The following is a 26,640-nucleotide window of genomic DNA, read 5'->3' on the forward strand; positions in this document are numbered from 1 at the left end:
CAACGTGGTCGTCGGCGTCGGCGACATCACCGACGACGGCAAGGCCGACATCGTCTCCCGCGACACCGGCGGAAACCTCTACCGCAACAGCGGGGACGGCAAGGGGTCGTTCGGGGCACGGGCGACGATCGCGACCGGGTGGAGCGGCTACAAGGCCCTGTCCTGACCGGACAGGGGAGGGGAAGGGACTCACATGAACAGCAGATGGGGTGCTGCCGCGCTCGTCGCCGTCAGCCTCATAGGGGGCGCGCTGCTGCCGGCCGCCCCGGCGGCCGCCGTGCACGGGGCCGTGCCGGGTGACTTCAACGGAGACGGCTACCGCGACGCGGTGCTGCCCGCGCCGGGCGCGAACGTGTCCGGCAAGGAGGCGGCGGGCGCCGTCGTGGTGCTGTACGGGGCGTCCTCGGGCCTGTCGGCGGCCCGGCGCAAGACGATCACGCAGAACACCGCGGGCGTGCCGGGCGCGGCGGAGGCGTACGACCGGTTCGGCGCCGCCACCGCCACGGCCGACCTGAACCGGGACGGCTACGCCGACCTCGTGGTGTCCTCTCCCTACGAGGACACCACGCAGGGCAAGGACGCCGGCACGGTGACGGTGCTGTGGGGCGGCAAGAGCGGACTCACGCAGGGCACCGGTCTGCCGGCTCCGGTGGAACCGAACATGCCGGCGCTGTACTACGGCCTGGACCTGGCCGCCGTCAGCGCCGGGCCGGGCGCCAGGACCGAGGTTCTCGTCGGCGGGTGGCACGGCGCCTCCCGCTTCAGCGGGCCGTTCAGCCGCACCGGCACCTACGGTGCCTCCGCGGTGCCGGCGAGCGACTCCTGGGGCGAGTCCGTCACGCTCGGCGACTTCGACGGCGACGGTTCCCAGGAGCATGTGAACGTCACGTACCGCCAGAGCGGGGACTCCGGCGGCTGGATTTTCGTGAACCCCGAGGACTACGCGTCCTCGGAGTACCTCCCGCCCCACCTGGAGAAGGGCAACGGCCTCATCGCCGCGAGCGGCGACGTCAACGGGGACGGCTACTCCGACCTCGTGGTCGGCGACCCCGACGAGCCCGAAGTCGCCGGTGCGGACGGCGCGTCGGGCGGCCGTGTGCTGGTCTGGTACGGCTCGGCGAGCGGCATCGCGAGCGACGCCAAGCCGGTGCAGATCACCCAGAACACCAGCGGGGTGCCCGGCGCGAGCGAGAAGGAAGACGCCTTCGGCGGCTCGCTCGCCGTGGCCGACCTCAACCGGGACGGCCTGGCGGACATCGTGATCGGTTCCCCGTACGAGGACCTCGCCAAGCCCCGCGCCGGCCAGGTGACCGTCGTCCCGGGCCGTCGCACGGGCGCCCTCGGCACCGGCGCGTACTCGTTCTCCCAGGACACGGCCGGCGTCCCCGGCGCCTCGGAGACCGACGACTTCTTCGGTACGACGGTCTCGGCAGGGGACATCAACAAGGACGGCAGGCCCGAGTTGTTCGTCGGCGCGGCGAGCGAGAACAACTCCACCGGCGCCGTCTGGGTGTTCCCCGGCGGCAGCTCCCGCCCGACCGCCACCGGCAGCCGTATGTTCACGGCGTCCTCGGTCGGCCTCACCCAGGACAACGGCACGCTGCTCGGGGGGAACGGGCTGCTCTGGGTGATCTGACGGGCCGTCCGCGTCCGGCCACAGATCCCACCGCTGGCATTCGCACACTTGGGCGAGGGCGTGTGCCCTCGCAGGGAGGAACACACACGTGGGCAGATACGCCCTGTCGCGCCGCCGTCTCGCGGTCGCGATCTCCTCGGTGGCACTCGCCGTGGCGGGCGGTGCCGTACTTCCGACGTCGGCCGTCGCGGCGCCGGTCGCCCCCTGGACCACGGCCACCGCCATCACCGGCACCGACGTCGACGCCGCCGTGCTCGACGTCGTCACCGCCGCCGACGGCTCCGCCGTCGCGCTGTGGAACCAGTTCGCGAGCACCAGCAGCAACGAGCGCAGGCTGTACGCCGCCGTACGGCCCGCCGGCAGCGACGCGTGGGGTACGCCGACGCTGCTGGCCACGACCCCGACCGAGGCCGGCAGCGCCAAGCTGCACGCCTCCGCGGACGGCACGGTCACCGCCCTGTGGGTGGAGATGCCGGACGCGCCCTCACCCGGGACCGGCCCCTTCGACATCCGGCTCGTCAGCTCCGTGCTCACGGCCGACCGGTCCGCCTGGTCCGCACCCGTCGAGCTCGTCGGCACCGACGCGGCCTGGGGCGACGGCGGCATCGACCTCGCCGAGGCCCCCGACGGCACGGTCACCGCGGCCTGGAGCACCCGGGCCGACTCGTCGACCAAGTTCGAGGTCTACGCCGCCACCCGCGGCGGCGACGGCACCTGGTCGACGCCCGTGCAGGTCAGCAAGGCGGGCACGGACGGGGCCGACTCGGCGTCGAGCCCGAGCGTCGTGATCACCTCCGACGGCACGGCGGTCGTCGTCTACAAGCAGTGGGACGGTCCGTCCGCCTCGCTGCGCGCGGCCTCCCGTGCGGCGGGCGCCGCCGAGTGGAGCGCTCCCGTCGCCGCGACCGGCAGCTACCAGTCGGTCGGCGACCCCGAGGCGACGGCCTCCGACGACGGCACCCTGACCGTCGCCTGGGAGGGCACCGACGAGTCCGAGAACGAGTCGATCCTCACGGCCACCCGCTCCGCCGACGACACCTGGTCCGCGCCCGAGACCGTGACCGCCACCGACGACCTCGCCGAAACCCCCGAGCCGCTCATCGCGCCCGACGGCGACGTCACCCTCGTCTGGGTCGACTACACCTCGACCTTCGGCACCCGTACCGCCACCCGCGAGGCCGACACCGGCAGCTGGTCGGCCGTACGGACACTGTCGACGTCGTACGTCTCCGAGCAGTACGACGCCGCCGTCGGCGCCGACGGCACCGTCCACACCCTGTGGACGCAGAGCAGTGGCAGCGGCCGGGTGCTGATGCAGTCCGTCCGCAGCGAGGGCGAGTGGACCGCCGCCGCCCAACTGCCCGGATCCGCGGGCGCCTACGTCCGCGGTCAGATCAGCGTCGGCACCGACGGTAGCGCCACCGCCGTCTGGTCCGGCGCCGCGAGCGAGAGCGGTGTCGACCGGCTGTACGGCTCCCGTACCGCCTGGCCCGCCCTCGCCGTCAGCGGCTCCACCGTCCCGAGCACGGCCGCGCTGGGGAGCACCACCGCGACCAGCACCGCCTGGGCACCCACCTGGACGCTCAGCCGGCCCACCTCGTCCTGGTCGGTGACGATCAGCGACCGGGCCGGCCAGGCAGTCCGCACGCTCACCGGCACGACCGCCGACCTGAAGGTCACCGCGGGCTGGAACGGTCGTACGGCGTCCGGAAGTTATGCCCCCAACGGCCCTCTGACCTGGACGCTGCGTGCCACCCAGGAGGGCGCGTCCTCGGCCGTGAAGCTGGCCTCGGGCACGGTCACCGTCACCGGCGGTGCCGCCGTCTCCCGCGACTTCGGCGGCGCCTCGGCCACCCCGGACGGCACCGGCGACCTGCTCACCCTCAACTCGTCCGGCGCCCTGACCTACCAGCTCGGCAAGGCGTCCACGGGCACCTTCTCGGGGAAGGTCAGCGGGAGCGGCTGGGCGACGTCGGTCAAGGCGGTGCCGATCGGCGACCTGAGCGGCGACCGCTGCAACGACGTCCTCGTCCGCTACAGCAGCGGGGCCCTGCGCCTGTACAAGCCGGGCTGCGGAAAGGCGGTCACGCCGTCGACGGCGTACACGACCCTCGGGTCCAGCGGCTGGACCCAGTACGACGTCCTGACCTCGCCCGGTGACGTCAGCGGCGACGGCCGCCCGGACCTGATCGCGCGGAACGCGTCGACCGGGGCCGTCTACCTCTACAAGGGCACCAGCACCGGCACGCTGTCCGCCCGCGTGAAGCTCTACGACAACTGGAAGACGTACAAGAAGATCGTGGGCGTCGGCGACATCACCGACGACGGCAAGGCCGACATCGTCTCCCGCGACACCGGCGGAAACCTCTACCGCAACAGCGGGGACGGGAAGGGGTCGTTCGGGGCACGGGCGAAGATCGCGACCGGCTGGAGCGGCTACAAGTCCCTGTCCTGACCGGCGAGTGGTGAACGCGAGGCGCCCGGGGTGCGTTCACCCCGGGCGCCTTCGCGCTTGTCAGGACACGACGGGGCGCTGTGCGCTCGCCTCCTGCGCGGTCCGCGGCACGGCGTCGGACGTCCCGCGGGTGTTCTTGACGTAGACCACCCCGAGCACCGCGAGCAGCGACGCGGCGGAGAGGGTGTACAGGCCTCCGTTCGTGCTGCCGGTCGTGTCCTTGAGGTAGCCGAAGAGGGTGGGGGAGACGAAACCGCCCAGGTTTCCGATGGAGTTGACCACGGCCAGTCCCGGCGCGGCGATCTTGAGATCGAGTCCGGACTGGGCCATCGGCCAGTACAGGGTGGCCGCGCACTTCCCGCCGACCGCGGCGAGCGTGAGGGCGGCGAGTCCGAACCAGGGGGAACCCAGGGTGGCGAGGAAGGTGCCCACGGCCGACAGGACCAGGGCGATCGCCAGGTAGGGGCGGCGGTCCGGGGCGCCGTCGGTGAAGTGGCTCACCGTGTACATCGCGATCACGGCGCAGATCCACGGTACTGCGGTGAGCAGCCCGACCTGGAAGGGCGACAGCCCGCCGATGTCGTCGACCAGGCTCGGCAGCCAGAAGGTGATCGCGTACCCGGTGAGTGCCATCGCGAAGAAGACCCCGGTCAGCAGGGCGACTTGGGGGTGGAACAGGAGCTTGAGGCGCGAGACCCTGGGGGCGCGGCTGCGGGCCTCCTCGTCCCGGGCGACCGCCGCGCTCAGCGCGTCCTTCTCCTCCCGCGTGAGCCAGCGGGCGTCCTCGATGCGGGAGACCAGGAAGAATCCGGCGATGAAGCCGACGAGGATCGAGAAGGCGCCCTCCAGGGCGAACATCCAGCGCCAGCCGGCGAATCCGCCCGCGCCGTGCAGCTCCAGGAGGGCTCCGGTGATCGGTCCCGTCACGATGTACGCGGTGGCCGAACCGCCGAGGAAGATCGCACTCGCCCTGCCACGACTGGAGTCGGGTAGCCACTGGGTGAAGTAGAGGAGCACGCCGGGGAAGAAGCCCGCCTCCGCGACGCCGAGGAGGAAGCGGAGGGCGTAGAACATCGTGACGTTGTGGATGAAGCACATCGCCACGATCACCAGGCCCCAGGTGATCATGATGCGGGTGAGCCAGACCCGGGCGCCGAAGCGCTCCATGAGCATGTTGCTCGGCACCTCGAACAGCGCGTACCCGATGAAGAACAGGCCCGCGCCGAGACCGTACGCGGTGGCACTCACCCCCACATCGGCCCGCAGCTCGTCCTGGACGAAACCGACGTTCGTCCGGTCCATCTGGTTGACCAGCAGCATCAGGACCAGGATCGGCAGCATGCGGCGCAGGAACTTGGCGACTGCTCGGCGTTCGGCGTCCGGTGTCGCGACTTCCGACACGACTTCTGACATCGTTGTCTCCCTCGTGTACACATACGTGAACTGCAATCACGTACGCGGGCACTGGGGGACGTTACGGAGGCCGATCTTCCGGGTCAATGGGTTGAGCAGATGTTCATGTACGCGAACAACGCGGACAACCCATCGACCCGGAGACGGGATCAGGTGCCGTCGTTCGTCTCGTCCGGCGCGACGCCCACCGTGATGGAGCCGACGACGCCCTTGGCGATGTTCTTCTTGTTGTACTTCAGCTTGAGGAGACCGCCCTGGGTGCCGCTCTGGTCGTAGATGGTGTCCTCGGTGAGCGTGGTGCGCTCGGTGGTGCTGGTGGAGTACGGCTCGACCTCGGCGGAGGCGAGCACGGACTCCTCGTCGAAGAAGAACTGGCCGGTGTGGCAGGCGTGCCCGCCCTCGTAACCGGCGTCCGTCCACTCGCCGTCCACATGCACCTTGGTGTGGATGTGGACGCAGCGGCCCCGGTACCAGCCGGGGAAGATCGTCTTGAAGGTGACCCGGCCCTGCTTGTCGGTCTTCCAGGTGCCGCGCAGATAGCGCTCGTCGTCGGTGGGCTCCTCGTGGACCCCGCCGCCGGTACCGCCGGACGGCGCGCCCGACGGCGGTTCACCCGTCGGGGTACCGGAAGGCGCGTCGGTCGGCGTGCCCGAGGGCGCGTCGGTGGGGGCGGTGCCGCCTCCGCCGGTCGACAGGCTCTCGTAGCCGGAGTAGATGCCCAGCGCGTCGCAGTGCCAGACGTCGACGGCCGCGTTGCTGATCGGCTTGCAGGTCTCGGAGTCGATCACCTTGAGGGTGAGGGTGAGCGGGATGCCCTCCTTGTCCTCGGTGATGTCCCGGCGGATCTTGTCGGCGTCGATGTAGTAGGGGCCCTCGGTGGTCTCCGAGGTGAGCTTGTAACAGACCTCCGCGGTGCTCGACGTGCTCGACGCCGTCGCGGTCGACGTCGCCTCGTCCGCGGAGGCCGTCATGGCGAGCGCGCCGCCGACACCCACGGCGGCCACGGCCGCGCCACCCGCCACGACGACCTTGCGACGCGTCAGGTCCTGCTTGTGCTTCGGCCCTTGGGCCGGCTGGTTTCCCGTCATGGCAGGGAAGTTAGGTAAGGAGACTGTCAAAGGCGTGGGAGAGGACTGTGGTTTCCCATGGCCTTCTCACCCGCACACAAAGGGGCTTGAAATCGACATCGACTTCAAGCCCCTTTACGCCCCCTTTTCCCCAATGGGATTTAGGAAAGGCTTCCCTTACCCGTTATTCGATGTCTCCGGGTCCACGCCGACCGTGATCGTCGCGCGGACGCCCTTCGCGATGTCCTTCTTGTCGTACCTCAGCCTGAGCAGCCCGCCCTGGGTGCCGCTGCCGTCGTAGATCGTGTCCTCGTCGAGCGTCGTGCGCTCGGCGGCGTTGGACACGTACGGCTCCAGCTCCGCCGAGGCCAGCACCGACTCCTCGTCGAAGAAGAACTGGCCCGTGTGGCAGGCGTGCCCGCCCTCGTAACCGGCGTCCGTCCACTCGCCGTCCACATGCACCTTGGTGTGGATGTGGACGCAGCGGCCCCGGTACCAGCCCGGGAAGACCGTCCTGAACGTGACCTGGCCGTGCCGGTCCGTCCTCCAGGTGCCCCGCAGGTAACGCTCGTCGTCCGTGGGCTCCTGGTGGCCGCCGCCGGGGGGCGGGCCGGTGGGAGTGCCGGTCGGGGCATCGGTGGGCGTACCGGTCGGAGCATCGGTCGGCGCTCCGGTCGGAGCGGGCCCGCCCCCGTCGCCGTTGCCCTGGTCCTCGTATCCGGAGTACACACCCACCGCGTCGCAGTGCCAGATGTCGACGGCCGCGTTCCGGATCGGTCTGCACGTCTCGGAGTCGATCACCTTGACGGCGAGGAGGAGCGGAATGCCCTCCCGGTCCTCGGTGACGTCCCGGCGGATCTTGTCCGCGTCGATGTAATAGGGACCCTCGACGGTCTCCGAGGTCAGCTTGTAGCAGTCCTCGGCCCCGGACGACGTGTCCGTCTTCTCCCCGGCGAAGGCGTTCGCGGCGAACACGCTGCCGCCCAGACCCGCCGCCGCGACCGCGCCGGCGCCCACCGCGACGACCTTACGGCGCGTCACATCCCGCGCCTCTGTCGCCTCTTGAGGCTGCTGATTCGCTTGAGGCTGTTCATTCGCTGTCATGCGCCGGGAAGTTAGGTAAGAAGCCTGTCAACGAGCTGAGAAAACAGCCCCTTTTCCCCGCTCACGCGAAAGGGACCTGAAATCGACGGGCGATTTCAGGTCCCTTTGCGGTCAGCCCTGTTGAAAGGCTTGCCTTACTTCGGCTGCGGCTTGCCCTACTTCGGCTGCGGCTTGCGCACCGACAGGTGCAGCTCCCGCAGCCGCGCCTCCTCCAGCTCCGTCGGCGCGCCCATCATCAGGTCCTGGGCGTTGCCGTTGAGCGGGAAGGCGATCGTCTCGCGGATGTTGGGCTCGTCGGCCAGCAGCATCACGATGCGGTCGACGCCGGGGGCGATGCCGCCGTGCGGCGGGGCGCCGAAGCGGAACGCGCGCAGCATGCCGGCGAACTTCTCCTCGACGGTCTCCCGGTCGTAGCCCGCGATCTCGAAGGCCTTGAGCATGATCTCCGGCTCGTGGTTCCGGATCGCGCCGGAGGACAGCTCGACGCCGTTGCAGACGATGTCGTACTGCCAGCCCAGGATGTCCAGCGGGTCCTGGGTCTCCAGGGCCTCCAGACCGCCCTGCGGCATGGAGAACGGGTTGTGCGAGAAGTCGATCGCGCCGGTGTCCTCATCCTTCTCGTACATCGGGAAGTCGACGATCCAGCAGAACCGGAAGACGTTCTCCTCGAAGTGCCCGGCGCGCTTGGCGGCCTCGACCCGCACCGCGCCCATGATCTTCGAGACCTCGTCGAACTCGCCCGCGCCGAAGAACACGGCGTGACCGGCGGCCAGGGAGAGCCGCTTGGTCAGCTCGGCGACGTTCTCCTCGGTGAGGAACTTCGCGATCGGGCCGGTGAGCGAACCGTCCTCGGCGACCCGCACCCAGGCCAGACCCTTGGCGCCCTGCGAGACCGCGAAGTCGCCGAGCTGGTCGAAGAACTTCCGGGGCTGCGCGGACACGTCCGGCACCGGCAGGGCGCGCACGTGCTTGCCCGCGAAGGCCTTGAACTCCGAGCCCTCGAAGACGTCGGTGATGTCGACCAGCTCCAGCTGGGCCCGCAGGTCCGGCTTGTCGGAGCCGTACTTCAGCATCGCCTCACGGAACGGGATGCGCGGGAACGGCGACGTCACATGACGGCCGTTGCCGAACTCCTCGAACAGCTCGGTCATGAGCTTCTCGATCGGCTGGAAGACGTCCTCCTGCTCGACGAAGCTCATCTCGACGTCGAGCTGGTAGAACTCGCCCGGCGACCGGTCCGCGCGGGCGTCCTCGTCGCGGAAGCAGGGCGCGATCTGGAAGTAGCGGTCGAAGCCCGAGATCATCAGCAGCTGCTTGAACTGCTGCGGGGCCTGCGGAAGGGCGTAGAACTTGCCCGGGTTCAGGCGGGAGGGCACGACGAAGTCGCGGGCACCCTCCGGGGAGGTGGCGCTGAGGATCGGCGTCGCCATCTCGTTGAAGCCCAGCGCCGTCATCTTGTGACGGATGGCCGAGATGACGGACGTACGCAGCAGGATGTTGCGGTGCATGCGCTCGCGGCGCAGGTCGAGGAAGCGGTACTCCAGGCGCCGCTCCTCGTTGACGCCGTCCTCGGCGTTGATCGTGAAGGGCAGCGGAGCGGCCGCGCCGAGCAGCTCGACCTCACCGACCTCGACCTCGATCTCGCCGGAGGGGAGGTCCGGGTTCACGTTCTCGGTTCCACGTGAAACGACCTTGCCGTCGACGCGGACCGTGGACTCCTTGGAGACCTTGTCGAGGGCCTCGTACGCCGGGGTGCCGGGGCGGGCGACCAGCTGCGTGATGCCGTAGTGGTCGCGCAGATCGATGAAGAGGATGCCGCCCAGGTCGCGCCGATTGTGCAGCCAGCCGCTCAGCCGGACGTCGGTGCCGACGTCAGAGGCGCGGAGCTCGCCGCAGGTGTGGGACCTGTACCGATGCATCGTCGTTCATCCAGCCTTCGCTGATCGGGGTCTGTTTAGCGCGTCGTTTCACGTGAAACTCTCCCCAGCGTACCGGCCGCCCCACGATCGACTCCCCACCATTACGGGCCGGTGATCAGTGGCACTCTTCGCCCTCCTCTTCTTAAAGTGGGTCAATGCGCACTGGTGAGCCTCTGCCCGCCGTGGGGGAGGTTCTCGCCACCCTCGCGACCGGCCTGTGGCACTGGGACACCGCCACCGGACTGGTCACGGTCGATGCCGAGGCAGCCCGGCTGCTCGGTCTGCCCCCCGAAGAGACCGTCCTCACGGAAGCCCAGACCCGGGCCCGTCTGCACCCCGTCGACTGGAACGAGATCACGGGAGTGATCCAGCTCGCCGTCGCCGAGGACACCCTCGCCGAAGTGCGCGTGCGGATCATGGACGACCAGGGACAGATCGTCCGCGTCGTCCGCAGCCGTTCCAAGCCGTCCTTCGACCCCGCGACGAAGGTGTACGAACTGATCGGCACCATCCAGGAGGTCACCGAGCCCAGGCCCGGCACGCACGCCGGACGCACCGCCGTCACCGGCGACTGGCGCCGCTCCCGCGAGGCCTTCCTGCTGGACGCGGGCCGCGCCCTGGCCGAGGCCCGCTCCACGGCCGAGGTCCTGCGGGTCGCGGCCGGCCTGTCCATGCCCGGCTTCTCCCCGGACGGACTGGCCGTCTTCGGCGTCGAGGGCGACCGCCTGACGATCATCGGCCACCACGGCCAGCAGCCCGGCGACGAGAGCCCCTTCTCCCACATGGCCCTCGCCACGGACTATCCGGCCGCCGAGGTGGTCCGCACCGGCCGCGCCGTCTACCTCTCCTCCCCCGAGGACTACAAGTCCCGCTACCCGGTCACCTGGCCGCTCGCCCGGCACTTCGGCCGCCAGTCCTGGGCCTTCCTGCCGCTGACGGTGGCAGGCCGCACGATGGGCGCGTGGATGGCGGCCTTCGCGTATCCGGTGGCGTTCACGCCGGACGAGCGCTCGGTCCTGACGACGGTGGCGAGGATGCTCGCGCAGGCCCTGTCCCGGGCCGGCGCGGCCGAGTCGGAGCGGGAACTCACGGACGGCCTCCAACGCTCGATGCTCCCCACCCTCGGCCCCCGAATACCGGGCATGAGCGTCGCCGCACGTTACGTCCCCACCGGCGGCGGCCTCCAGGTGGGCGGCGACTGGTACGACATGATCCCCCTGCCCAACGGCCGCTTCGCCCTGGTCATCGGCGACGTCCAGGGCCACGACGTCCGCGCGGCGGGCCTGATGGGCCAGCTCCGCATAGCGCTCAGGGCCTACGCCTCGGAGGGCCACCGCCCCGACGCGGTCCTCTCCCGCGCCTCCCGCTTCCTGCACGGAATGACGTACGGCGATGCGGACACCGCCGACCTCCGCTTCGCCACCTGCCTGTACGTGGAGGCCGACCCCACGACCGGCATCCTCGACGTCGCCCGCGCCGGCCACCCCGACCCCGCGATCCGCATGGCGGACGGCACGGTCCTCACCCGCCCCACGGCCGGCGGCCTCCCTCTGGGCATCGACCCCGACGCCGACTACCCCACCACCCGGATCACCCTCGAATCCGGCGAGACCCTGCTGCTGTGCACCGACGGTCTGATCGAGACCGGCGGCCACGACATGGAGACCGGCTGGAAGCGCATCCGCACGATCCTGGAGGATCACGGGGGCGACCTGGAGGCCCTCGCCGACGCCCTGGTCCAGGCCGTGCACGGCCCCTCCTCCCACCACACCACCGGTCCGCTGGCCGACCGCCGCGAGGACGACATAGCGGTGCTGCTGCTGTCCCGGCAGGGCGAGGCCGGCGGCGACACGATCGTCGTACGTCCCCGGGTCCGCCGCACGATGCTCTCGGTGGCCCAGGCGGAACCGGAACGGGTGGCGGTGGCCAGACAGCAGCTGCGCGAGCTCCTGCACGACTGGCCGTCCCCGGACCAGATCGACTCGGCGGTGCTGCTGCTCTCCGAGATGCTGACCAACGTCCTGGTCCACACCGACGCGGACGCGCTGCTGCTGGCCGAGGTGCGGGGCGAGGCGGGCGGACGCCGGATGCGCGTCGAGGTCACGGACACCAGCGACGACCTCCCGCACAAGCGCAGGCCGGGCGAGCTGGCGTCGTCCGGGCGCGGACTGGTGCTGATCGAGCTGCTCGCGGATGCGTGGGGGGTGGATCCGAGGGGCGAGGGGAAGAGCATCTGGTTCGAGCTCTACGAGTCGACGGAGGAGGTGTCCCCGGACGGGGACGCGCCTGCGGACGGGGAGCCGTAGAGCGCACGCAGCTCGTGCAGCACCCCGGTCGCGGCGGCGGTGAGCGGCACGGCGAGCAGCATCCCGAGGATCCCGGCGACGGAGGCCCCGGCCGTGATGGCCACCATGACGACAGCCGGGTGCATCTGCACGGTACGGCTCTGGATCATCGGCTGCAGCACATGCCCCTCCAGCACCTGCACGGCGAGCACGATGCCGAGCGCCCACAACGCGATCACGAACCCCCGGTCGGCGAGCGCGACCAGCACGGCGATGGCACCGGAGAGGAAAGCGCCGAGGTAGGGGATGTAGGCGCCGACGAATACGAGCGCCCCGAGCCCGACGGCCCCCGGCACATCGAGGACGAGCAGCCCGACGGTGATGCAGGTGGCGTCGATGAGCGCGATGAAGGTCGTCCCGCGCATGAACCCCTCGACGGCGTCGAACGCCCGCCGCGCCATGGCCTCGATCACGTCACCGGCGTCATGGGGAGCCATCGACCGCAGGATGTCGACGGCCCGATGCGAATCCCGCAGAAAGAAGAAGACAAGGAGCAGCGCCAGCACCGCCATGGCGATGGCCTCACCGACGACACTCACCCCGCTGATCACATTGGATGCCGCCGTTCCCCCGAACTTGGAGAGCAGCTCCTTCGCGTTGCCGGCGATATCGTCGAGCGAGGTCCCGGCAGCCCCGAAGTGATCGGCAAGGTCCTGGCCCGCGTTCCTCAGCGAGGCGCTGATCTCGTCCCCGGTGTCGATGAGCGCGGCGACGACGATGTACACGGCCCCACCGACCACAGCGACCACAGCCACGCAGGTGAGCCCGGCGGCAACCGACCGATTGACCTTGGCCTTGACCAGCCGCCGGTACAGCGGACCGAGCAAGGCGGTCCCGAGCAACGCGAGCAGCACGGGCGTGACGGCGGTACGGAACTCCGCACAGAGCCTGATCCCGACGTACACCACTCCGGCGACCAGCAGAATCACGGCACACCAGGCGGCGAGCCGTCTCACGGGCTCGGGAAGCGGGGCTTGCGACGCGGGCACCCTCCCATCTGGCCATACGTCAGATACGGCGTCGCGCCGGGAGCGCCGAACGGGGGGCCGGTGCGCAGAATCGATGTCTCCGCCACCAACGGGTGAACATCCTTGCCATAGACGCGAGTTGCCCCTGGTTGTGCCTAGCTTCCGAGGTGGAGGTGATGCTCGATGTACGAGCAGAACAACACGGGACAGCGACAGGACGCGGTCGACATCAGTGACTTCGTGTTCGCGGCCACGGGGGCGCGAGTGCGGAGACTGACAACCCCGGAGGGAGAGCACTGGTTCCCGGCTGCCGACGTGGCCAGGAACCTGGGGTACGCAAACACCCGCCAGGCACTGCAAATGCATGTCCCCGCAGCCTGTCACAAACGCCTGAGTGAGTTTGCACAAGGCGTCTGTACAGCAGACACCTTGAGCAAACTTGCAGCTCACAGGCTGCAGAAGTCGATGAAGATGGTGAACCTCCAGGGACTCCTCCGGCTTGTGCACGGTTGCACCAAGCCCGAGTGCGAGCCGTTCAAGGACTGGGTCTCCAAAGTCGTCACGACCATCCAACGCGACGGCTCCTACTCCCTGGAACCGTCCCCCGCACAAACCCCCGCCACCGGCGCTCCCGCCTATGTCATGCCCCAAGTGGTCGCCGACGCCATCGTCCGACTCGAAGTGAGGAACATCCAGGCCGACGAGATGCTGGCAGCCTTCCAGGAGGAGCAAACCGTTCTCCTACGAAAGATCAGCCGCAACCAAAGCATGATCGCCGACGCGCTTCAGGACATCGCCCAAACCCTCAGGCTCCGCCACCCGGAACCGAAGCTGACGCCCCAGCAGCTCCTGGCCACCTGGAATGCGAAGAACCTCGTCTTCACCGAGGACATCCACGCGGTGGCCGCCTACCTGGCACCTGCACTCGTCCGGGGGGCGGCCAGTTACCGCATGGAGGAGATCGCCACTCGTACGGGGCTCTCCCTCGCTCGCGTCCACGACTGCCTACGCACACTGCTCAAGCGCGGCTGCATGCGTCAGACGGGCTGCGCTCCGGACGGCGCACCGGTCTACGTACTGCCGTAGCACCCACGCAGCAAGACAGGCCCGAAGCCGCAAAACGAAGTTGCGGCTTCGGGCCTGCTCGTAGCGTACTGAACTTCCGGAGCCTTACAGGCCACCCTCGGACATCCCGTGCACGGCCGGGATCGTCCCCAGCCGCCCCTTCTGGAAGTCGTCGAACGCCTGTTGCAGTTCCTCACGGGTGTTCATCACGAACGGCCCGTAGTGCGCCATCGGCTCACGGATGGGCCGGCCGCCGAGAAGGACGACTTCCAGATCCGGCGTGTTGGAGTCCTGCTTCTCGTCCGCACGGACCGTCAGCGAGGAACCCGCGCCGAAGACGGCCGTCTGCCCCAGGTGGACGGGACGCCGCTCCGCACCCACCGCGCCCCGGCCCGCCATGACGTACGCCAGGCCGTTGAAGTCCTCGCGCCAGGGGAGGGTGATCTCCGCACCCGGCGCCAGCGTCGCGTGGATCATGGTGATCGGGGTGTGCGTGATGCCGGGACCGGCGTGGCCGTCCAGCTCGCCGGCGATGACCCGCATCAGGGCGCCACCGTCGTGGGACGTGAGCAGCTGGACGTGGCCGCCGCGGATGTCCTGGTACCTCGGCGCCATCATCTTGTCCTTGGCCGGGAGGTTCACCCACAGCTGGAGGCCGTGGAAGAGCCCGCCGGACGTGACCAGGGACTCCGGCGGGGCCTCGATGTGCAGGAGGCCCGAGCCGGCCGTCATCCACTGGGTGTCGCCGTTGGTGATGGTGCCGCCACCACCGTTGGAGTCCTGGTGGTCGAAGATGCCGTCGACGATGTAGGTGACGGTCTCGAAGCCGCGGTGCGGGTGCCAGGGCGTTCCCTTGGGCTCGCCCGGCGCGTACTCCACCTCACCCATCTGGTCCATCATGATGAACGGGTCCAGATGGCGGTAGTTGATCCCGGCGAACGCTCGGCGCACCGGGAAGCCCTCGCCCTCGAAACCGCTCGGCGCGGTTGTGACGGCGAGCACGGGACGGGCCACGGCGTCGGCGGACGCGGCGACGCGGGGCAGCGTCAGCGGGTTCTCGACGGTCACTGCAGGCATGTCGGTACCTCCTTGTGCTCCGAGTTTAGTTGAGCATTGAACTTTCTGCTACCCCTAACGGCGGGAGCCAGGGGGACATTCCCGCCGATCGGACCCGGCGGACAACGCCGAGGCCGGTGCCCTTCCCAGGGCACCGGCCTCCCGGCTCAACTCAATCAGGTCAGGCGACCAGCTCCGGCTCGTTCGCGGAATCCGGCTCCGTCTGCGACACCGACGGCCCAGACGGCCCCTTCTTCCCGTCCCGCATCACCACCGTCGCCAGCACGGCCGCCACCAGCACGCCGATCGCGCTCACCGTGAAGGTCGTCGACATCGAGGCGGTGAAGGCCTCCCGCGCCGCCCGCACCAGCCCGCTGTCGCCGTTCGCGACCGCCAGCGCCTGAGCGATCGAGTGCTCGGACCCCTCCGGAGCGTCCGCCGGCATCTCGGCCCTGAAGCCGCTCGACAGCAGCGAGCCGAGGATCGCGATGCCCAGAGCCGTGCCGGCCTGCTGGATCGTGTCGTTCAGGGCGGAGCCGACACCCGCCTTGTCCTCGGGGATGGTGCCCATCAGCGCGTTCACCGCGGCCGGCATCGCCAGACCCGCGCCGAGGCCGAGCAGGCCCAGGGCCACCGCCGGGACCGTGAAGCCGGAGTCCGCGTCGACCGTGGTCATCAGGGCGAAGCAGACGACCATGACCAGCATGCCGCCGAGGATCACGAACCGGTTGCCGATCGACGCGGCGAGCTTGACGCCGGCCCCGTTGCCGATCAGCGCCGCGACCGCCAGCGGCAGGAAGGCCAGGCCCGCCTCCATCGCCGAGTAGCCGAGCACGAACTGCAGGTACTGGGTGAGGACGAGCAGCAGACCGCCGTTGCCGATCTGGACCAGGGCGAGGGAGAGCGAACCGCCGCTGAAGTTGCGGTGCTTGAAGAGGACCAGCGGGACCATCGGGGACTTGGTCACGTTCTCCCAGATCACGAAGCCCGCCAGGGACAGGAGCGCCACCACCAGCGTGACCGTGGAGCGGCCGCCGAGCGCGCCGTGCTGCGGAAGTTCGATGATCCACCAGACCAGGGACGTCATGCCGGTCGCGGACAGCACCGCACCCAGCGGGTCGGCCTTCCGCCAGGGCGCCTTCGACTCCGGCATGAGCGTGACACCGGCGACGAGGGCGAGGGCGACGACGGGCACGTTGATGAAGAAGATCGCCTGCCAGGAGAAGTGGTCGATCAGTACGCCGCCCAGGACCGGGCTGCCGACCAGCCCCAGCATCGACACCGACCCCCAGGCCGCCATCGCCTTGGCTCGCTCCTCCTCGTCGAAGACGGTGATGAGGATCGAGAGGGTCGACGGCATGATCAGCGCCCCGCCGACACCCATCGCGATGCGTACGGCGATCACCTCGCCGGGGCTGGTGCAGACGGACGCCGCCAGTGAGGCCGCCCCGAACAGCAGCAGGCCGGTCAGCATCACCTTCCGGCGTCCGAAGCGGTCGCCCAGGCTGCCGGAGGTCAGGAGGAGGCCCGCGAAGACCAGGATGTAGGAGTCGAGGATCCACTGCGTGTCCTCGGCGCTCGCGCCGAGGTCCTCGGTCATCGCCGGCACCGCGACGGTCAGCGCCATGTTGTCGACCACCAGGACCAGCGTGCTCAGGCAGAGCACGACGAGGATCCACCAGCGACGTGGATTGCGGGCTTCGGTTTCCATGTGACTCCCCTTCGCGAACACCGTTCCTTCGATGCGAACACTGTACGCATTCCGGAACAGTGTGCGCAATAACCTAACGCTGTACGCTCGATGCGAACGACGTACGCAGCAGCCGCGCGAGGAGCGACATGGCAGCCAAGACGACACAGCAGAACCCGATCCCGTCCGTGTGGGCCCGCCCCCAGCCCAAGACCGACCAGCCCGCCCTCAGCCGGAACGCCATCGTCCGCGAGGCCGTCGCCATGCTGGACGCCGACGGCATCGAGGCCCTGAGCATGCGCAAGCTCGGCGCCCGCCTCAACGCCGGCGCGACCTCCCTCTACCGGCACGTGGCCACCAAGGACGAGCTGATGGAGCTCGCCGTGGACGAGGTCGCCGCCGAGATCCACGTACCGCCCGCGGACAGCCCCGACTGGCGTGCCGCCGTCAGCGAGGCCGCGGGCTCTTTCCGCACGACGGCTCTAAGGCACCCCTGGCTGTCCTCGGTGCTCGGGCAGGCCGGGCTCGCCTACCTCGGCCCGAACCTGATGTCCTTCTCCGAGCGCCTGGCCGCGCTGTTCACGGCCGCGGGATTCCTGGAGCCGTCCAACGCGATCGACACGGTCCTGTCGTACGTGATCGGCATGAGCACCACGGAGGCCGCCTGGCTCACCACGGTCGCGCGCTCCGGCGAGACCGAGGCGGACTTCATCACCCGCCTCCTGCCCGCGGCCCAGCAGGCCGCGGCCGGCCACGCCCACCTCGCCGACGACTACGCCGACGCCACCGCCGCGACCAGGGACCCCGTGGCCCTGCGGGAGGAGAAGTTCGCGTACGGCCTGGAGGTCGTCCTCGACGGACTGGCGCTGCGACTGCCGAGGTGAGCGGTCAGCCGTACATCCGGCGCATCGCGAACTCGACCATCTGCTCCACGGCCTTCGCGTCGAAGACCATGCGGTGCTCGCCCTCCATGTCGAGGACGAAGCCGTAGCCGGTCGGGAGCAGGTCGATGACCTCGGAGCCGGTGATGACGAAGTACTTGGACTCCTTGCCCGCGTACCGCCGCAGTTCCTTGAGCGAGGTGAACATGGGGATCACCGGCTGCTGGGTGTTGTGCAGGGCGAGGAAGCCGGGGTTGTCGCCGCGCGGGCAGTAGACCTTGGAGGTCGCGAAGACCTGCTGGAAGTCCTCGGCGGACATCTGCCCGGTGGTGAAGGCCCGCACCGCGTCCGCGAGCGAGGGCGGGGACGGCTCGGGGTAGAGCGGCGGCTGCTGGCCGTAGCCGCCGACGCCGCCGGACATGGGCTGCTGCGGCGGGGCGTACCCCTGCTGTGCGCCGACGTTCTGGTCGTAGCCGTACATGCGCGCAAGCGTACCGAGTGGATCGGGGCGGGCGGGGCGGTACGGGGGTGCACACTTCCATGGGGAGTTCACAGGGTTGCCCCTGGTTTCGCACAGCGGGCGCCCATAGCGTCCACCGCATCAAAGAACGCGCCATGGAACAGCAAAGCGCGGGCAATCGGCGGCAAGGAGACAGGGCCATGAGCGGACACCACCACGACGACGAGATCCACGAGCACGACAGAGGTCTCGCCTACGACCTTCCCGTCCTCGCCCGCCGCCGGATGATCCGGTTGCTGGCCGGGGCGAGCCTGGTGCCGCTGGTCGGCTGCTCCGCCGAGGACGACACGGCGTCGTCCTCCACCGGCAGCTCGTCGACCTCCTCGGCCGCCTCCTCTTCCGGAACCTCTTCCAGCGGCTCGTCCTCGTCCTCCGCCGAGTGCGCGACCATCCCCAACGAGACCGCCGGCCCCTATCCCGGCGACGGCTCGAACGGCGTGAACGTCCTGAAGGAGAGCGGTGTCGTCCGCAGCGACATCACCAGCAGCTTCGGCGACTCCGCGGGCGGCACCGCCGAAGGCGTGCCCCTGACCGTCACGCTCACCGTCGTGGACGCGGCCTCCGGCTGCGGCACCCCGAAGGCGGGCGCCGCCGTCTACCTCTGGCACTGCGACCGGGAGGGCAACTACTCCCTGTACTCGGAGGGCGTCACCGACGAGAACTACCTGCGCGGTGTCCAGGAGACGGACGACAAGGGCCAGGTCACCTTCAAGAGCATCTTCCCGGCCTGCTACACCGGCCGCTGGCCGCACATCCACTTCGAGGTCTACGGCAGCCTGGACGACGCCACTGCGGCCACGTCCATCACGAACACCTCGCAGCTCGCCTTCCCCAAGGACGTCTGTGACACGGTGTACGCCACGGACGGCTACAGCCAGAGCGTGACGAACCTCGGTCAGCTCTCCCTGGAGACGGACAACATCTTCAGCGACGGCTACGAGCAGCAGCTGGCGACGGTGAAGGGCAGTGTCGAGAAGGGCTACACGGCCACACTGACGGTACCGGTGTGACCTGTCACAGATGCGGGATCGGGGTTGCTTCTTATTACCGGCGGGTAGCATCATCGTAGCTACTTGTTGGTACGTGAACTAGATGCGAGGAGCCAGTCCCTCGCCGACCCGCTACGGAGCCGTCGCCATGGGGCACTACAAGTCGAATCTCCGCGACATCGAGTTCAACCTCTTCGAGGTGCTCGGGCGCGACAAGCTGTACGGGACCGGGCCGTTCGAGGAGATGGACACCGAGACCGCGAAAAGCATCCTCGAGGAGCTGACCCGCCTCTCGGAGAACGAACTCGCGGAGTCCTTCGCGGACGCCGACCGCAACCCGCCGGTCTTCGACCCGGAGACGAACACCGCTCCGGTACCGGCGTCCTTCAAGAAGAGCTACAAGGCCTTCATGGACTCGGAGTACTGGCGCCTCGGCCTGCCCGAGGAGATCGGCGGCACGACCGCTCCCCCGTCGCTGATCTGGTCGTACGCGGAGCTGATCCTCGGTTCGAACCCGGCCGTGTGGATGTACTCCTCCGGCCCGGCGTTCGCCGGGATCCTCTTCGACGAGGGCAACGACGTACAGAAGAAGATCGCGCAGATCGCCGTGGAGCGGACCTGGGGTTCGACCATGGTGCTCACCGAGCCCGACGCGGGCTCCGACGTGGGCGCCGGCCGCACGAAGGCGATCCAGCAGGAGGACGGCTCCTGGCACATCGAGGGCGTGAAGCGCTTCATCACGTCCGGTGAGCACGACATGGAGGAGAACATCCTCCACTACGTGCTGGCCCGCCCCGAGGGCCACGGCCCCGGCACCAAGGGTCTGTCCCTCTTCCTCGTCCCGAAGTACCTCTTCGACTTCGAGACCGGCGAGCTGGGCGAGCGCAACGGTGTCTACGCCACCAACGTCGAGCACAAGATGGGCCTGAAGGCCTCCAACACCTGCGAGATGACCTTCGGCGATCAACACCCCGCCAAGGGCTGGCTGATCGGCGACAAGCACGACGGCATCCGCCAGATGTTCCGGATCATCGAGTTCGCGCGGATGATGGTCGGCACGAAGGCGATCTCCACGCTGTCGACGGGCTACCTGAACGCGCTGGAGTACGCCAAGGAGCGCGTCCAGGGCCCCGACCTGGCGAACTTCATGGACAAGGCCGCGCCCAAGGTCACCATCACGCACCACCCGGACGTACGCCGCGCGCTGATCACGCAGAAGGCGTACGCGGAGGGCATGCGCGCGCTGGTCCTCTACACGGCGTCGGTGCAGGACGCGATCGCGGTCAAGGAGGCGAACGGCGAGGACACCTCGACCGAGCACGCGCTGAACGACCTGCTCCTCCCGATCGTCAAGGGCTACGGCTCCGAGAAGGGCTACGAGCAGCTCGCCCAGTCCCTGCAGACCTTCGGCGGCTCCGGCTTCCTGCAGGAGTACCCGATCGAGCAGTACATCCGCGACGCCAAGATCGACACCCTGTACGAGGGCACGACCGCGATCCAGGGCCAGGACTTCTTCTTCCGGAAGATCGTCCGCAACCAGGGCGCGGCCCTGAACTCCCTCGCCGAGGACATCAAGAAGTTCCTGGCGCTCGGCACCGGCGGCGAGGACCTGGCGAGCGCCCGCGAGCACCTCGCCAAGGCGGCCGTCGAGCTGGAGGCGATCGTCGGCCTGATGCTGACCGACCTCGCGGCCACCGAGCAGGACGTCAAGAACATCTACAAGGTGGGCCTGAACACCACCCGCCTGCTCATGGCCTCCGGTGACGTGGTCGTCGGCTACCTGCTCCTGAAGGGCGCCGCGATCGCCGCCGAGAAGCTGGAGACGGCCTCTTCCAAGGCTGTGTCCGCCAAGGATGTGGCGTTCTACACCGGCAAGATCGCGGCGGCGAAGTTCTTCGCGGCCAACGTCCTGCCGGGCGTCACCCTGGCCCGCAAGGTCGCCGAGGGTGTCGAGCTGGACCTGATGGAGCTGGACGAGGCCGCGTTCTAGGACACATCAGACCAGCCGCACGCACCTCCACAGCGTCCTTACGAAGGCCCGCTCCCCATCGCCGGGAGCGGGCTTTCGTACGTCGTTAAGGTGAACCCCATGAGCGCACCCTCCCGCTTCGATCGCGGCCACACCGACGACCTCATGTCCTTCCTCGCGGCGAGTCCCTCGCCGTACCACGCGGTGGCCAATGCGGCCGAGCGCCTGGAGAAGGCCGGATTCCGGCAGGTCGCGGAGACGGACGCGTGGGACGGGACGGCCGGCGGCAGGTACGTGCTGCGCGGCGGGGCGATCGTGGCGTGGTACGTGCCCGAGGGCGCCGAGCCGCACACCCCCTTCCGGATCATCGGCGCGCACACCGACTCGCCGAACCTGCGGGTCAAGCCGCTGCCCGACACGGGTGCGCACGGGTGGCGGCAGGTGGCCGTGGAGATCTACGGCGGGCCGCTGCTGAACTCGTGGCTGGACCGCGATCTGGGCCTGGCGGGCCGGCTGACGCTGCGGGACGGTTCGACGCGGCTCGTGAACATCGACCGGCCGCTTCTGCGGGTGCCCCAACTCGCCATCCACCTGGACCGTTCGGTGTCGGCGGAGGGCCTCAAGCTCGACAAGCAGCGGCATCTGCAGCCCATCTGGGGGCTGGGCAACGACGTACGGGACGGCGATCTCATCGCCTTCCTGGAGGAGGAGACCGGGATCGGCGCGGGTGAGGTCACCGGCTGGGACCTGATGACGCACTCCGTGGAGCGGCCCGCCCACCTGGGCCGGGACAACGAGCTGGTCGCCGGTCCGCGCATGGACAACCTGCTGTCCGTGCACTCCGGTGTGGCGGCGCTCGCCGCGCTCGCCGGGGGCGACCTCCCGTACATCCCGGTGCTCGCCGCCTTCGACCACGAGGAGAACGGTTCGCAGTCGGACACGGGCGCGGACGGGCCGCTGCTCGGCAGCGTCCTGGAGCGTTCGGTGTTCGCGCGCGGAGGGTCGTACGAGGACCGGGCGAGGGCCTTCGCCGGGACCGTCTGTCTGTCCTCGGACACGGGCCACGCGGTCCATCCCAACTACGCGGAGCGGCACGACCCGACGCACCACCCGCGCGTCAACGGCGGCCCCATCCTGAAGGTCAACGTCAACAACCGCTACGCCACGGACGGTTCGGGGCGTTCCGTCTTCGCCGCCGCCTGCGAGAAGGCGAACGTGCCCTTCCAATCCTTCGTCTCCAACAACTCCATGCCGTGCGGCACGACGATCGGCCCGATCACCGCGGCCCGCCACGGCATCATGACCGTCGACATCGGCGTGGCGATCCTGTCGATGCACAGCGCGCGGGAGTTGTGCGGCGCGGACGACCCACATCTGCTGGCGAACGCGCTGGTGGCGTTCCTGGCGGGCTAGCCGCTCACCTTGAACGGTTCCTCGCGGAATGGGGGTTGACAACCGGGGTACTCGCAGTCACGGACCGGATGGACCGGACCGGACAGGGAGGCGACACTCATGGGCCTCGGCGGGTGCATCATCCTCATCGCCGCGGGAGCCATCCTCACGTTCGCGACCGACTGGGACATGAACGGGGTCAATCTCGACCTCGTCGGCATCATCCTGATGGTCGTCGGACTGATCGGCGTCAGCACCTTCAGCAGCATCGCGCGGCGCAGGCGTGTCGTGATGCCGCCCAACACGCCGGTCATCGAAGAGGAACGGCACCACAGCAGGCGGGACGGGTACAGCGACGGCTACGGCGTCTGACCGCTATGCGGACATGACGCATCGCCAGGTAGCCGACGGAACCCCTGAATAGGGGCACACACACCGGAGCGGTACAGGACCCCCGGCACGGTATGCACAGGACATGCGGCGACAACCTTGAGCATTCCGTAACCGGGGGCATCTTGTGCGCTTGTGTGAATATCGTGAAGACTTGGGAGCCTGAGGCCCGGGGGGTGGAAGTGCCGGGCCGTTCCACCAGTACCTCGGGGGGCTCCACGTGCTCGACCTCGCTGCCCCGGCGTCCGCCCCGGCACACGATCCACGTCGGCGGGTCTCCGGCCGCCACGCCGCTCGCCGCGCACACGCCGCTCCCGAGGAACCAGGGCCGGTGCCGCGCCTCGCGGCACTGATACCGGCCCACAACGAGCAGGACCGCATCGCGGCCGCCATCCAGGGCCTGCGGAACCAGACCCGGCCCCCCGACCTCGTCGTGGTCGTCGCCGACAACTGCACCGACGACACCGCCCTGGTCGCCGCGGCCCACGGCGCCCAGGTCTTCCACACGCAGGGCAACGCCCACAGGAAGGCCGGCGCCCTCAACCAGGCCGTCGCCTGGATGCTGCCGCATCTGGACGACCGCGACCTGCTGCTGGTGCAGGACGCCGACACCGTGCTCAACCCCTGGTTCGCCGAGACCGCCCTCGCCACCTTCAACCGCAAGGTCGGCGCCATCGGCGGCGTCTTCTACGGCGAGCAGGGCGGCGGCTTCCTCGGCCTGCTCCAGCGCATGGAGTTCCACCGCTACGCCTGGGAACTGGAACGCACCGGCGGCAAGGCGCAGGTCCTCACCGGCACCGGCACCATGTTCCGCGCCCGGGTGCTGCGCGAGGTGCGCGCCGCCCGCCGCGACGGGGTGATCGGCGGCGGCACGAGCTACTACAGCCTCGCCTCGCTCACCGAGGACGACGAGATCACCAAGGCGGTCAAGACCCTCGGCTACCGCACCATGTCCCCGGCCGGCTGCGCGGTCACCACCGAGGTCATGCCCACCCTGGGCAAGTTGTGGCACCAGCGCCTGCGCTGGCAGCGCGGCGCCCTGGAGAACCTGCGCGACTACGGCTGGACCCGGGTCACCGCCCGCTACTTCGCCCAGCAGTTCCTGATGGGCTTCGGCGCGCTGTCCTTCCTCGTCTACCTGACCTTCATGACCACGTACACGACGCTGTACGGCTGGCCCGGCTTCTCCCCGTTCTGGACCGCGATCGGCCTGATCTTCATGGTCGAGAAGACCGTCTCCGTACGCCGCGCCGGCCCCCGGGCCGTCCTGGTCGCGGCGCTGATGATCCCGGAGATGCTCTACGACCTGTTCCAGCACGCCGTTTTCTTCTCCTCACTGTGGGGCCTGCTGCGCCGCAGCGAGGAGAAGTGGGTGGCCACCTGAACCGCCCCCCACACACCAACGCACGAACGCACGAACGCACGACACCCACTAGGAGAACGACCATGTACGGAAGAGTGATCGGCGCCGGTTCCACCGGTGCGGGCGGTGCCACCCTGGCCGCCACCGGCCTGTGGATGAACAGCATGGCGCTGATGGTCGCGGCCACCACGCTGGCGGCCGCGGGCGTGGCCCTGTACAAGCTGGCACCCCGCCCGCGCCGCCGCTGACCGCGGCGGCCGGGAGGCGGGCAGGAGGCGGCCATCACGGAACCTGTGGCACGACCTGCGGGATCGCGAGGCCGGGTTCGAGGGTGCGGGGAGAGATCGGTTCCCGCACCCTCTTTCTGTCTTTCTGCATGAGGGTCAGGCCAGCGCGTGGCCCGTGGTGGCATCCACATGGTCCGGTACGTCGTCGTGGCGGTCGCCGACGGTGGAGGTACCGGTCGGCTCGAGGACGAGGATCGCGGTCGGCGCCGGGGCGTACGGCTTGTGTTCGGTGCCGCGCGGAACCGTGAAGACGGAGCCCTTGGGGAGGACGACCGTGCGTTCGCCCTCCGTCTCCCGCAGGGAGATGTGCAGTTCGCCGTCGAGGACCAGGAAGAACTCGTCGGTGTGGTCGTGGACGTGCCAGAGGTGCTCGCCCTCGACCTTCGCGACGCGTACGTCGTAGTCGTTGACCGCGGTGACGATGCGGGGACTCCACAGGGCGGTGAAGGAGGCAAGGGCGGCGGACAGCGAGATGGGCTCCATCGGTTCCATGGGCTCATCGTGCGGGGTGCCCGGGGCGCCACACGAGTGCTAGAAATCGCATATGCCGCAAGGATCCTCTCAGTCGCCCCACACGGTGGTGCTGCTCGTGGACGAGAACTCCAACCCGTTCGAGATGAGCTGCGCCATCGAGATCTTCGGGCTGCGCCGGCCCGAACTGGGCCGGGAGCTGTACGACTTCCGGCTGTGTGCCGCCGAGCCCGAGACCCGGATGCGGGACGGGTTCTTCACGCTCACCGGGGTCGCCGGGCTGGAGGCGGCCGAGGAGGCGGACACGCTGATCGTGCCGAACCGGCCCGACACCGACGCGCCGCGTTCCCCGCGCGTGCTGGACGTCGTGCGCCGGGCGCATGCGCGGGGCGCCCGGCTCGTCGGCTTCTGCTCCGGCGCGTTCACCATCGCGGAGGCCGGGCTGCTGGACGGGCGCCGGGCGGCCTGTCACTGGATGTGGGCGGACGCCTTCCGGGCGCGTTTCCCGGGCGTACGCCTGGAGCCGGACGTCCTGTTCGTGGACGACGGCGACATCCTCACGGCGTCGGGCAGCGCCTCGGCGCTCGACCTCGGCCTGCACGTCGTACGGCGGGACCATGGCGCCGAGGTCGCCAACCACGTCTCCCGGCGCCTGGTGTTCGCCGCGCACCGGGACGGCGGGCAACGGCAGTTCGTGGAGCGGCCGGTGCCGGACGTGCCCGACGAGTCTCTCGGTCCGCTGCTCGCGTGGGCGCAGGAGCGGCTGGGGGAGCCACTGACGGTCGCGGACCTGGCGGCACGGGCGGCGGTGTCGCCGGCGACCCTGCACCGGCGCTTCCGCGCCCAGCTCGGGACGACCCCGCTGGCCTGGCTGACGGGGGAGCGGGTGGCACTGGCGTGCCGGCTGATCGAGCGCGGGGAGGAACGGCTGGACGTGGTGGCCGAGAAGAGCGGCCTCGGGACGGCCGCGAACCTACGCGCGCGCGTGCGTCGCGAGACCGGACTCAGCCCGTCGGCCTACCGGCGGCGTTTCGGCCCGCCTGCCGGGGAAGCGGTCATGGCATGAGATTCCTCGTACGCGACCGGCTCCTTGGCATCGGTGACGACTACTGGATCGAGGACGACCGCGGCAACAAGGTGTTCCTCGTCGACGGCAAGGCGATGCGGCTGCGGGACACCTTCGAGCTGAAGGACACGCAGGGGCACGTCCTGATCGACATCCACCAGAAGATGCTCGCCCTGCGCGACACCATGGTGATCGAACGGGACGGCGAAACCCTCGCCCGCATCAAGCGCAAACGGCTCTCCCTGCTGCGCAACCACTACCGCGTCTCCCTCGCCGACGGCAGCACCGAACTCGACGTCAGCGGCAAGATCCTCGACCGCGAGTTCGCCATCGAGTACGACGGCGAACTCCTGGCCGTCATCTCCCGACGCTGGCTGCACGTCCGCGAGACCTACGGCGTGGACGTCGTGCGCGAGGACGCGGACCCGGCACTCCTGATCGCGGTGGCGGTCTGCGTGATCCATCTCGCGGAGAAGGAACGGGAGGACGACTGAGAGCACCCACGTCTGCCCCGCCGGAGTGAGCAGACCGAACCCTGGGAGAGAACCGGTCGCGCTGCCCCGGGAGGGGGGGGGAGGGGGCAGTCCCGGGAGG

At 69.5% G+C, this 26,640-nt stretch carries 23 protein-coding genes; 14 read left to right on the forward strand and 9 right to left on the reverse strand.

The features are described 5' to 3' along the window. Nucleotides 1–4: 4 nt before the first annotated feature. The 3 genes from ADK57_RS52475 (at nucleotide 5) to ADK57_RS50530 (ending at nucleotide 4,091) form a co-directional block, all read left to right on the forward strand. Nucleotides 5–166 (forward strand): FG-GAP repeat domain-containing protein, encoded by a 162-nt coding sequence (locus ADK57_RS52475; protein WP_420711878.1) that lies wholly within the window; start codon nucleotides 5–7, stop codon nucleotides 164–166. Between the two features lie 27 nt (nucleotides 167–193). Next, a complete protein-coding gene (locus tag ADK57_RS20735; RefSeq protein WP_053750985.1) occupies nucleotides 194–1,636 on the forward strand; it encodes an FG-GAP-like repeat-containing protein in 1,443 nt (480 codons plus the stop codon). A gap of 88 nt (nucleotides 1,637–1,724) precedes the next feature. Then, complete coding sequence (locus ADK57_RS50530) at nucleotides 1,725–4,091, forward strand: FG-GAP-like repeat-containing protein (protein WP_053750986.1); 2,367 nt, start codon at nucleotides 1,725–1,727, stop codon at nucleotides 4,089–4,091. 60 nt (nucleotides 4,092–4,151) lie between these two features. Here the strand turns inward: ADK57_RS50530 and ADK57_RS20745 are convergent, their stop codons facing one another. The 4 genes from ADK57_RS20745 to aspS form a co-directional block, all read right to left on the reverse strand. Beyond that, nucleotides 4,152–5,504 (reverse strand): MFS transporter, encoded by a 1,353-nt coding sequence (locus tag ADK57_RS20745; RefSeq protein ID WP_053750987.1) that lies wholly within the window; start codon nucleotides 5,502–5,504, stop codon nucleotides 4,152–4,154. A 149-nt stretch (nucleotides 5,505–5,653) separates the two neighbouring features. Next, on the reverse strand, nucleotides 5,654–6,592 hold the full coding sequence (locus tag ADK57_RS20750; protein ID WP_053750988.1) for a dioxygenase: 939 nt from the start codon (nucleotides 6,590–6,592) through the stop codon (nucleotides 5,654–5,656). 156 nt (nucleotides 6,593–6,748) lie between these two features. Next, the gene (locus ADK57_RS20755; protein ID WP_078973244.1) at nucleotides 6,749–7,675 is read right to left on the reverse strand and encodes an intradiol ring-cleavage dioxygenase; all 927 of its coding nucleotides are present in this window, start codon (nucleotides 7,673–7,675) and stop codon (nucleotides 6,749–6,751) included. A 155-nt stretch (nucleotides 7,676–7,830) separates the two neighbouring features. Beyond that, nucleotides 7,831–9,594, reverse strand: a complete 1,764-nt coding sequence (gene aspS / locus ADK57_RS20760; protein WP_053750990.1) for an aspartate--tRNA ligase — start codon at nucleotides 9,592–9,594, stop codon at nucleotides 7,831–7,833. A gap of 155 nt (nucleotides 9,595–9,749) precedes the next feature. Between aspS and ADK57_RS20765 the strand changes: the two genes are divergently transcribed. Further along, on the forward strand, nucleotides 9,750–11,900 hold the full coding sequence (locus ADK57_RS20765; RefSeq protein ID WP_053750991.1) for a SpoIIE family protein phosphatase: 2,151 nt from the start codon (nucleotides 9,750–9,752) through the stop codon (nucleotides 11,898–11,900). Here ADK57_RS20765 and ADK57_RS20770 read toward each other — a convergent pair. Further along, the gene (locus ADK57_RS20770; RefSeq protein WP_420711877.1) at nucleotides 11,840–12,895 is read right to left on the reverse strand and encodes an AI-2E family transporter; all 1,056 of its coding nucleotides are present in this window, start codon (nucleotides 12,893–12,895) and stop codon (nucleotides 11,840–11,842) included. The two genes, ADK57_RS20765 and ADK57_RS20770, sit on opposite strands and share 61 nt — an antisense overlap. A gap of 195 nt (nucleotides 12,896–13,090) precedes the next feature. Between ADK57_RS20770 and ADK57_RS20775 the strand changes: the two genes are divergently transcribed. Then, a complete protein-coding gene (locus ADK57_RS20775) occupies nucleotides 13,091–13,993 on the forward strand; it encodes a Bro-N domain-containing protein (protein WP_053750993.1) in 903 nt (300 codons plus the stop codon). Nucleotides 13,994–14,077: 84 nt separating this feature from the next. Here the strand turns inward: ADK57_RS20775 and ADK57_RS20780 are convergent, their stop codons facing one another. Next, nucleotides 14,078–15,049: a pirin family protein gene (locus ADK57_RS20780; RefSeq protein WP_053750994.1), complete on the reverse strand. Its 972-nt coding sequence runs from the start codon at nucleotides 15,047–15,049 to the stop codon at nucleotides 14,078–14,080. 160 nt (nucleotides 15,050–15,209) lie between these two features. Then, complete coding sequence (locus tag ADK57_RS20785) at nucleotides 15,210–16,739, reverse strand: MFS transporter (protein ID WP_053750995.1); 1,530 nt, start codon at nucleotides 16,737–16,739, stop codon at nucleotides 15,210–15,212. A gap of 128 nt (nucleotides 16,740–16,867) precedes the next feature. Here ADK57_RS20785 and ADK57_RS20790 point away from each other — a divergent pair, with 128 nt between their 5' ends. Next, nucleotides 16,868–17,602 carry a TetR/AcrR family transcriptional regulator C-terminal domain-containing protein gene (locus tag ADK57_RS20790; RefSeq protein ID WP_053750996.1) on the forward strand — a complete coding sequence of 245 codons (735 nt, stop codon included), beginning with the start codon at nucleotides 16,868–16,870 and terminating at the stop codon, nucleotides 17,600–17,602. A gap of 4 nt (nucleotides 17,603–17,606) precedes the next feature. On the opposite strand, the gene ADK57_RS20795 is transcribed toward ADK57_RS20790, so the two are convergent. Next, complete coding sequence (locus tag ADK57_RS20795; protein ID WP_053750997.1) at nucleotides 17,607–18,080, reverse strand: SseB family protein; 474 nt, start codon at nucleotides 18,078–18,080, stop codon at nucleotides 17,607–17,609. 179 nt (nucleotides 18,081–18,259) lie between these two features. Here ADK57_RS20795 and ADK57_RS20800 point away from each other — a divergent pair, with 179 nt between their 5' ends. The 6 genes from ADK57_RS20800 to ADK57_RS50535 all read left to right on the forward strand — a co-directional run bounded on the left by ADK57_RS20800 (nucleotide 18,260) and on the right by ADK57_RS50535 (nucleotide 24,470). Next, nucleotides 18,260–19,129: an intradiol ring-cleavage dioxygenase gene (locus tag ADK57_RS20800; RefSeq protein WP_053750998.1), complete on the forward strand. Its 870-nt coding sequence runs from the start codon at nucleotides 18,260–18,262 to the stop codon at nucleotides 19,127–19,129. A 127-nt stretch (nucleotides 19,130–19,256) separates the two neighbouring features. After that, entirely contained in the window at nucleotides 19,257–21,098 is a 1,842-nt protein-coding gene (locus ADK57_RS20805) for an acyl-CoA dehydrogenase (protein WP_053750999.1), read from the forward strand. A 99-nt stretch (nucleotides 21,099–21,197) separates the two neighbouring features. Then, entirely contained in the window at nucleotides 21,198–22,490 is a 1,293-nt protein-coding gene (locus tag ADK57_RS20810) for a M18 family aminopeptidase (protein WP_053751000.1), read from the forward strand. 99 nt (nucleotides 22,491–22,589) lie between these two features. Further along, the gene (locus ADK57_RS20815; protein ID WP_053751001.1) at nucleotides 22,590–22,841 is read left to right on the forward strand and encodes a DUF6458 family protein; all 252 of its coding nucleotides are present in this window, start codon (nucleotides 22,590–22,592) and stop codon (nucleotides 22,839–22,841) included. Nucleotides 22,842–23,190: 349 nt separating this feature from the next. Continuing rightward, a complete protein-coding gene (locus ADK57_RS20820; RefSeq protein WP_053751002.1) occupies nucleotides 23,191–24,243 on the forward strand; it encodes a glycosyltransferase family 2 protein in 1,053 nt (350 codons plus the stop codon). 62 nt (nucleotides 24,244–24,305) lie between these two features. Beyond that, a complete protein-coding gene (locus ADK57_RS50535; protein ID WP_199830639.1) occupies nucleotides 24,306–24,470 on the forward strand; it encodes a hypothetical protein in 165 nt (54 codons plus the stop codon). 135 nt (nucleotides 24,471–24,605) lie between these two features. Here ADK57_RS50535 and ADK57_RS20825 read toward each other — a convergent pair whose 3' ends face one another. Further along, nucleotides 24,606–25,001 (reverse strand): cupin domain-containing protein, encoded by a 396-nt coding sequence (locus tag ADK57_RS20825; RefSeq protein WP_053751003.1) that lies wholly within the window; start codon nucleotides 24,999–25,001, stop codon nucleotides 24,606–24,608. A 52-nt stretch (nucleotides 25,002–25,053) separates the two neighbouring features. Between ADK57_RS20825 and ADK57_RS20830 the strand changes: the two genes are divergently transcribed. Together ADK57_RS20830 and ADK57_RS20835 are read left to right on the forward strand one after the other, a co-directional pair. Then, a complete protein-coding gene (locus ADK57_RS20830; RefSeq protein ID WP_053751004.1) occupies nucleotides 25,054–26,046 on the forward strand; it encodes a GlxA family transcriptional regulator in 993 nt (330 codons plus the stop codon). Then, entirely contained in the window at nucleotides 26,043–26,540 is a 498-nt protein-coding gene (locus ADK57_RS20835; protein ID WP_053751005.1) for an LURP-one-related/scramblase family protein, read from the forward strand. Before ADK57_RS20830 ends, ADK57_RS20835 begins: the two co-directional genes overlap by 4 nt. Nucleotides 26,541–26,640 lie beyond the last annotated feature (100 nt).

Source organism: Streptomyces sp. MMG1533, from assembly GCF_001279775.1.
Classification (GTDB): domain Bacteria; phylum Actinomycetota; class Actinomycetes; order Streptomycetales; family Streptomycetaceae; genus Streptomyces.

Coding starts and splice junctions, on each gene's coding strand:
- ADK57_RS20825 (WP_053751003.1), bottom strand. CDS start 25,001: ATGGAACCGATGGAGCCCATCTCGCTGTCCGCCGCCCTTGCCTCCTTC.
- ADK57_RS20795 (WP_053750997.1), bottom strand. CDS start 18,080: ATGTACGGCTACGACCAGAACGTCGGCGCACAGCAGGGGTACGCCCCG.
- ADK57_RS20775 (WP_053750993.1), top strand. CDS start 13,091: ATGTACGAGCAGAACAACACGGGACAGCGACAGGACGCGGTCGACATC.
- ADK57_RS20835 (WP_053751005.1), top strand. CDS start 26,043: ATGAGATTCCTCGTACGCGACCGGCTCCTTGGCATCGGTGACGACTAC.
- ADK57_RS20745 (WP_053750987.1), bottom strand. CDS start 5,504: ATGTCAGAAGTCGTGTCGGAAGTCGCGACACCGGACGCCGAACGCCGA.
- ADK57_RS20765 (WP_053750991.1), top strand. CDS start 9,750: ATGCGCACTGGTGAGCCTCTGCCCGCCGTGGGGGAGGTTCTCGCCACC.
- aspS (WP_053750990.1), bottom strand. CDS start 9,594: ATGCATCGGTACAGGTCCCACACCTGCGGCGAGCTCCGCGCCTCTGAC.
- ADK57_RS20780 (WP_053750994.1), bottom strand. CDS start 15,049: ATGCCTGCAGTGACCGTCGAGAACCCGCTGACGCTGCCCCGCGTCGCC.
- ADK57_RS20735 (WP_053750985.1), top strand. CDS start 194: ATGAACAGCAGATGGGGTGCTGCCGCGCTCGTCGCCGTCAGCCTCATA.
- ADK57_RS50535 (WP_199830639.1), top strand. CDS start 24,306: ATGTACGGAAGAGTGATCGGCGCCGGTTCCACCGGTGCGGGCGGTGCC.
- ADK57_RS20805 (WP_053750999.1), top strand. CDS start 19,257: ATGGGGCACTACAAGTCGAATCTCCGCGACATCGAGTTCAACCTCTTC.
- ADK57_RS20755 (WP_078973244.1), bottom strand. CDS start 7,675: ATGACAGCGAATGAACAGCCTCAAGCGAATCAGCAGCCTCAAGAGGCG.
- ADK57_RS20790 (WP_053750996.1), top strand. CDS start 16,868: ATGGCAGCCAAGACGACACAGCAGAACCCGATCCCGTCCGTGTGGGCC.
- ADK57_RS20815 (WP_053751001.1), top strand. CDS start 22,590: ATGGGCCTCGGCGGGTGCATCATCCTCATCGCCGCGGGAGCCATCCTC.
- ADK57_RS20750 (WP_053750988.1), bottom strand. CDS start 6,592: ATGACGGGAAACCAGCCGGCCCAAGGGCCGAAGCACAAGCAGGACCTG.
- ADK57_RS20800 (WP_053750998.1), top strand. CDS start 18,260: ATGAGCGGACACCACCACGACGACGAGATCCACGAGCACGACAGAGGT.
- ADK57_RS20830 (WP_053751004.1), top strand. CDS start 25,054: ATGCCGCAAGGATCCTCTCAGTCGCCCCACACGGTGGTGCTGCTCGTG.
- ADK57_RS20810 (WP_053751000.1), top strand. CDS start 21,198: ATGAGCGCACCCTCCCGCTTCGATCGCGGCCACACCGACGACCTCATG.
- ADK57_RS20785 (WP_053750995.1), bottom strand. CDS start 16,739: ATGGAAACCGAAGCCCGCAATCCACGTCGCTGGTGGATCCTCGTCGTG.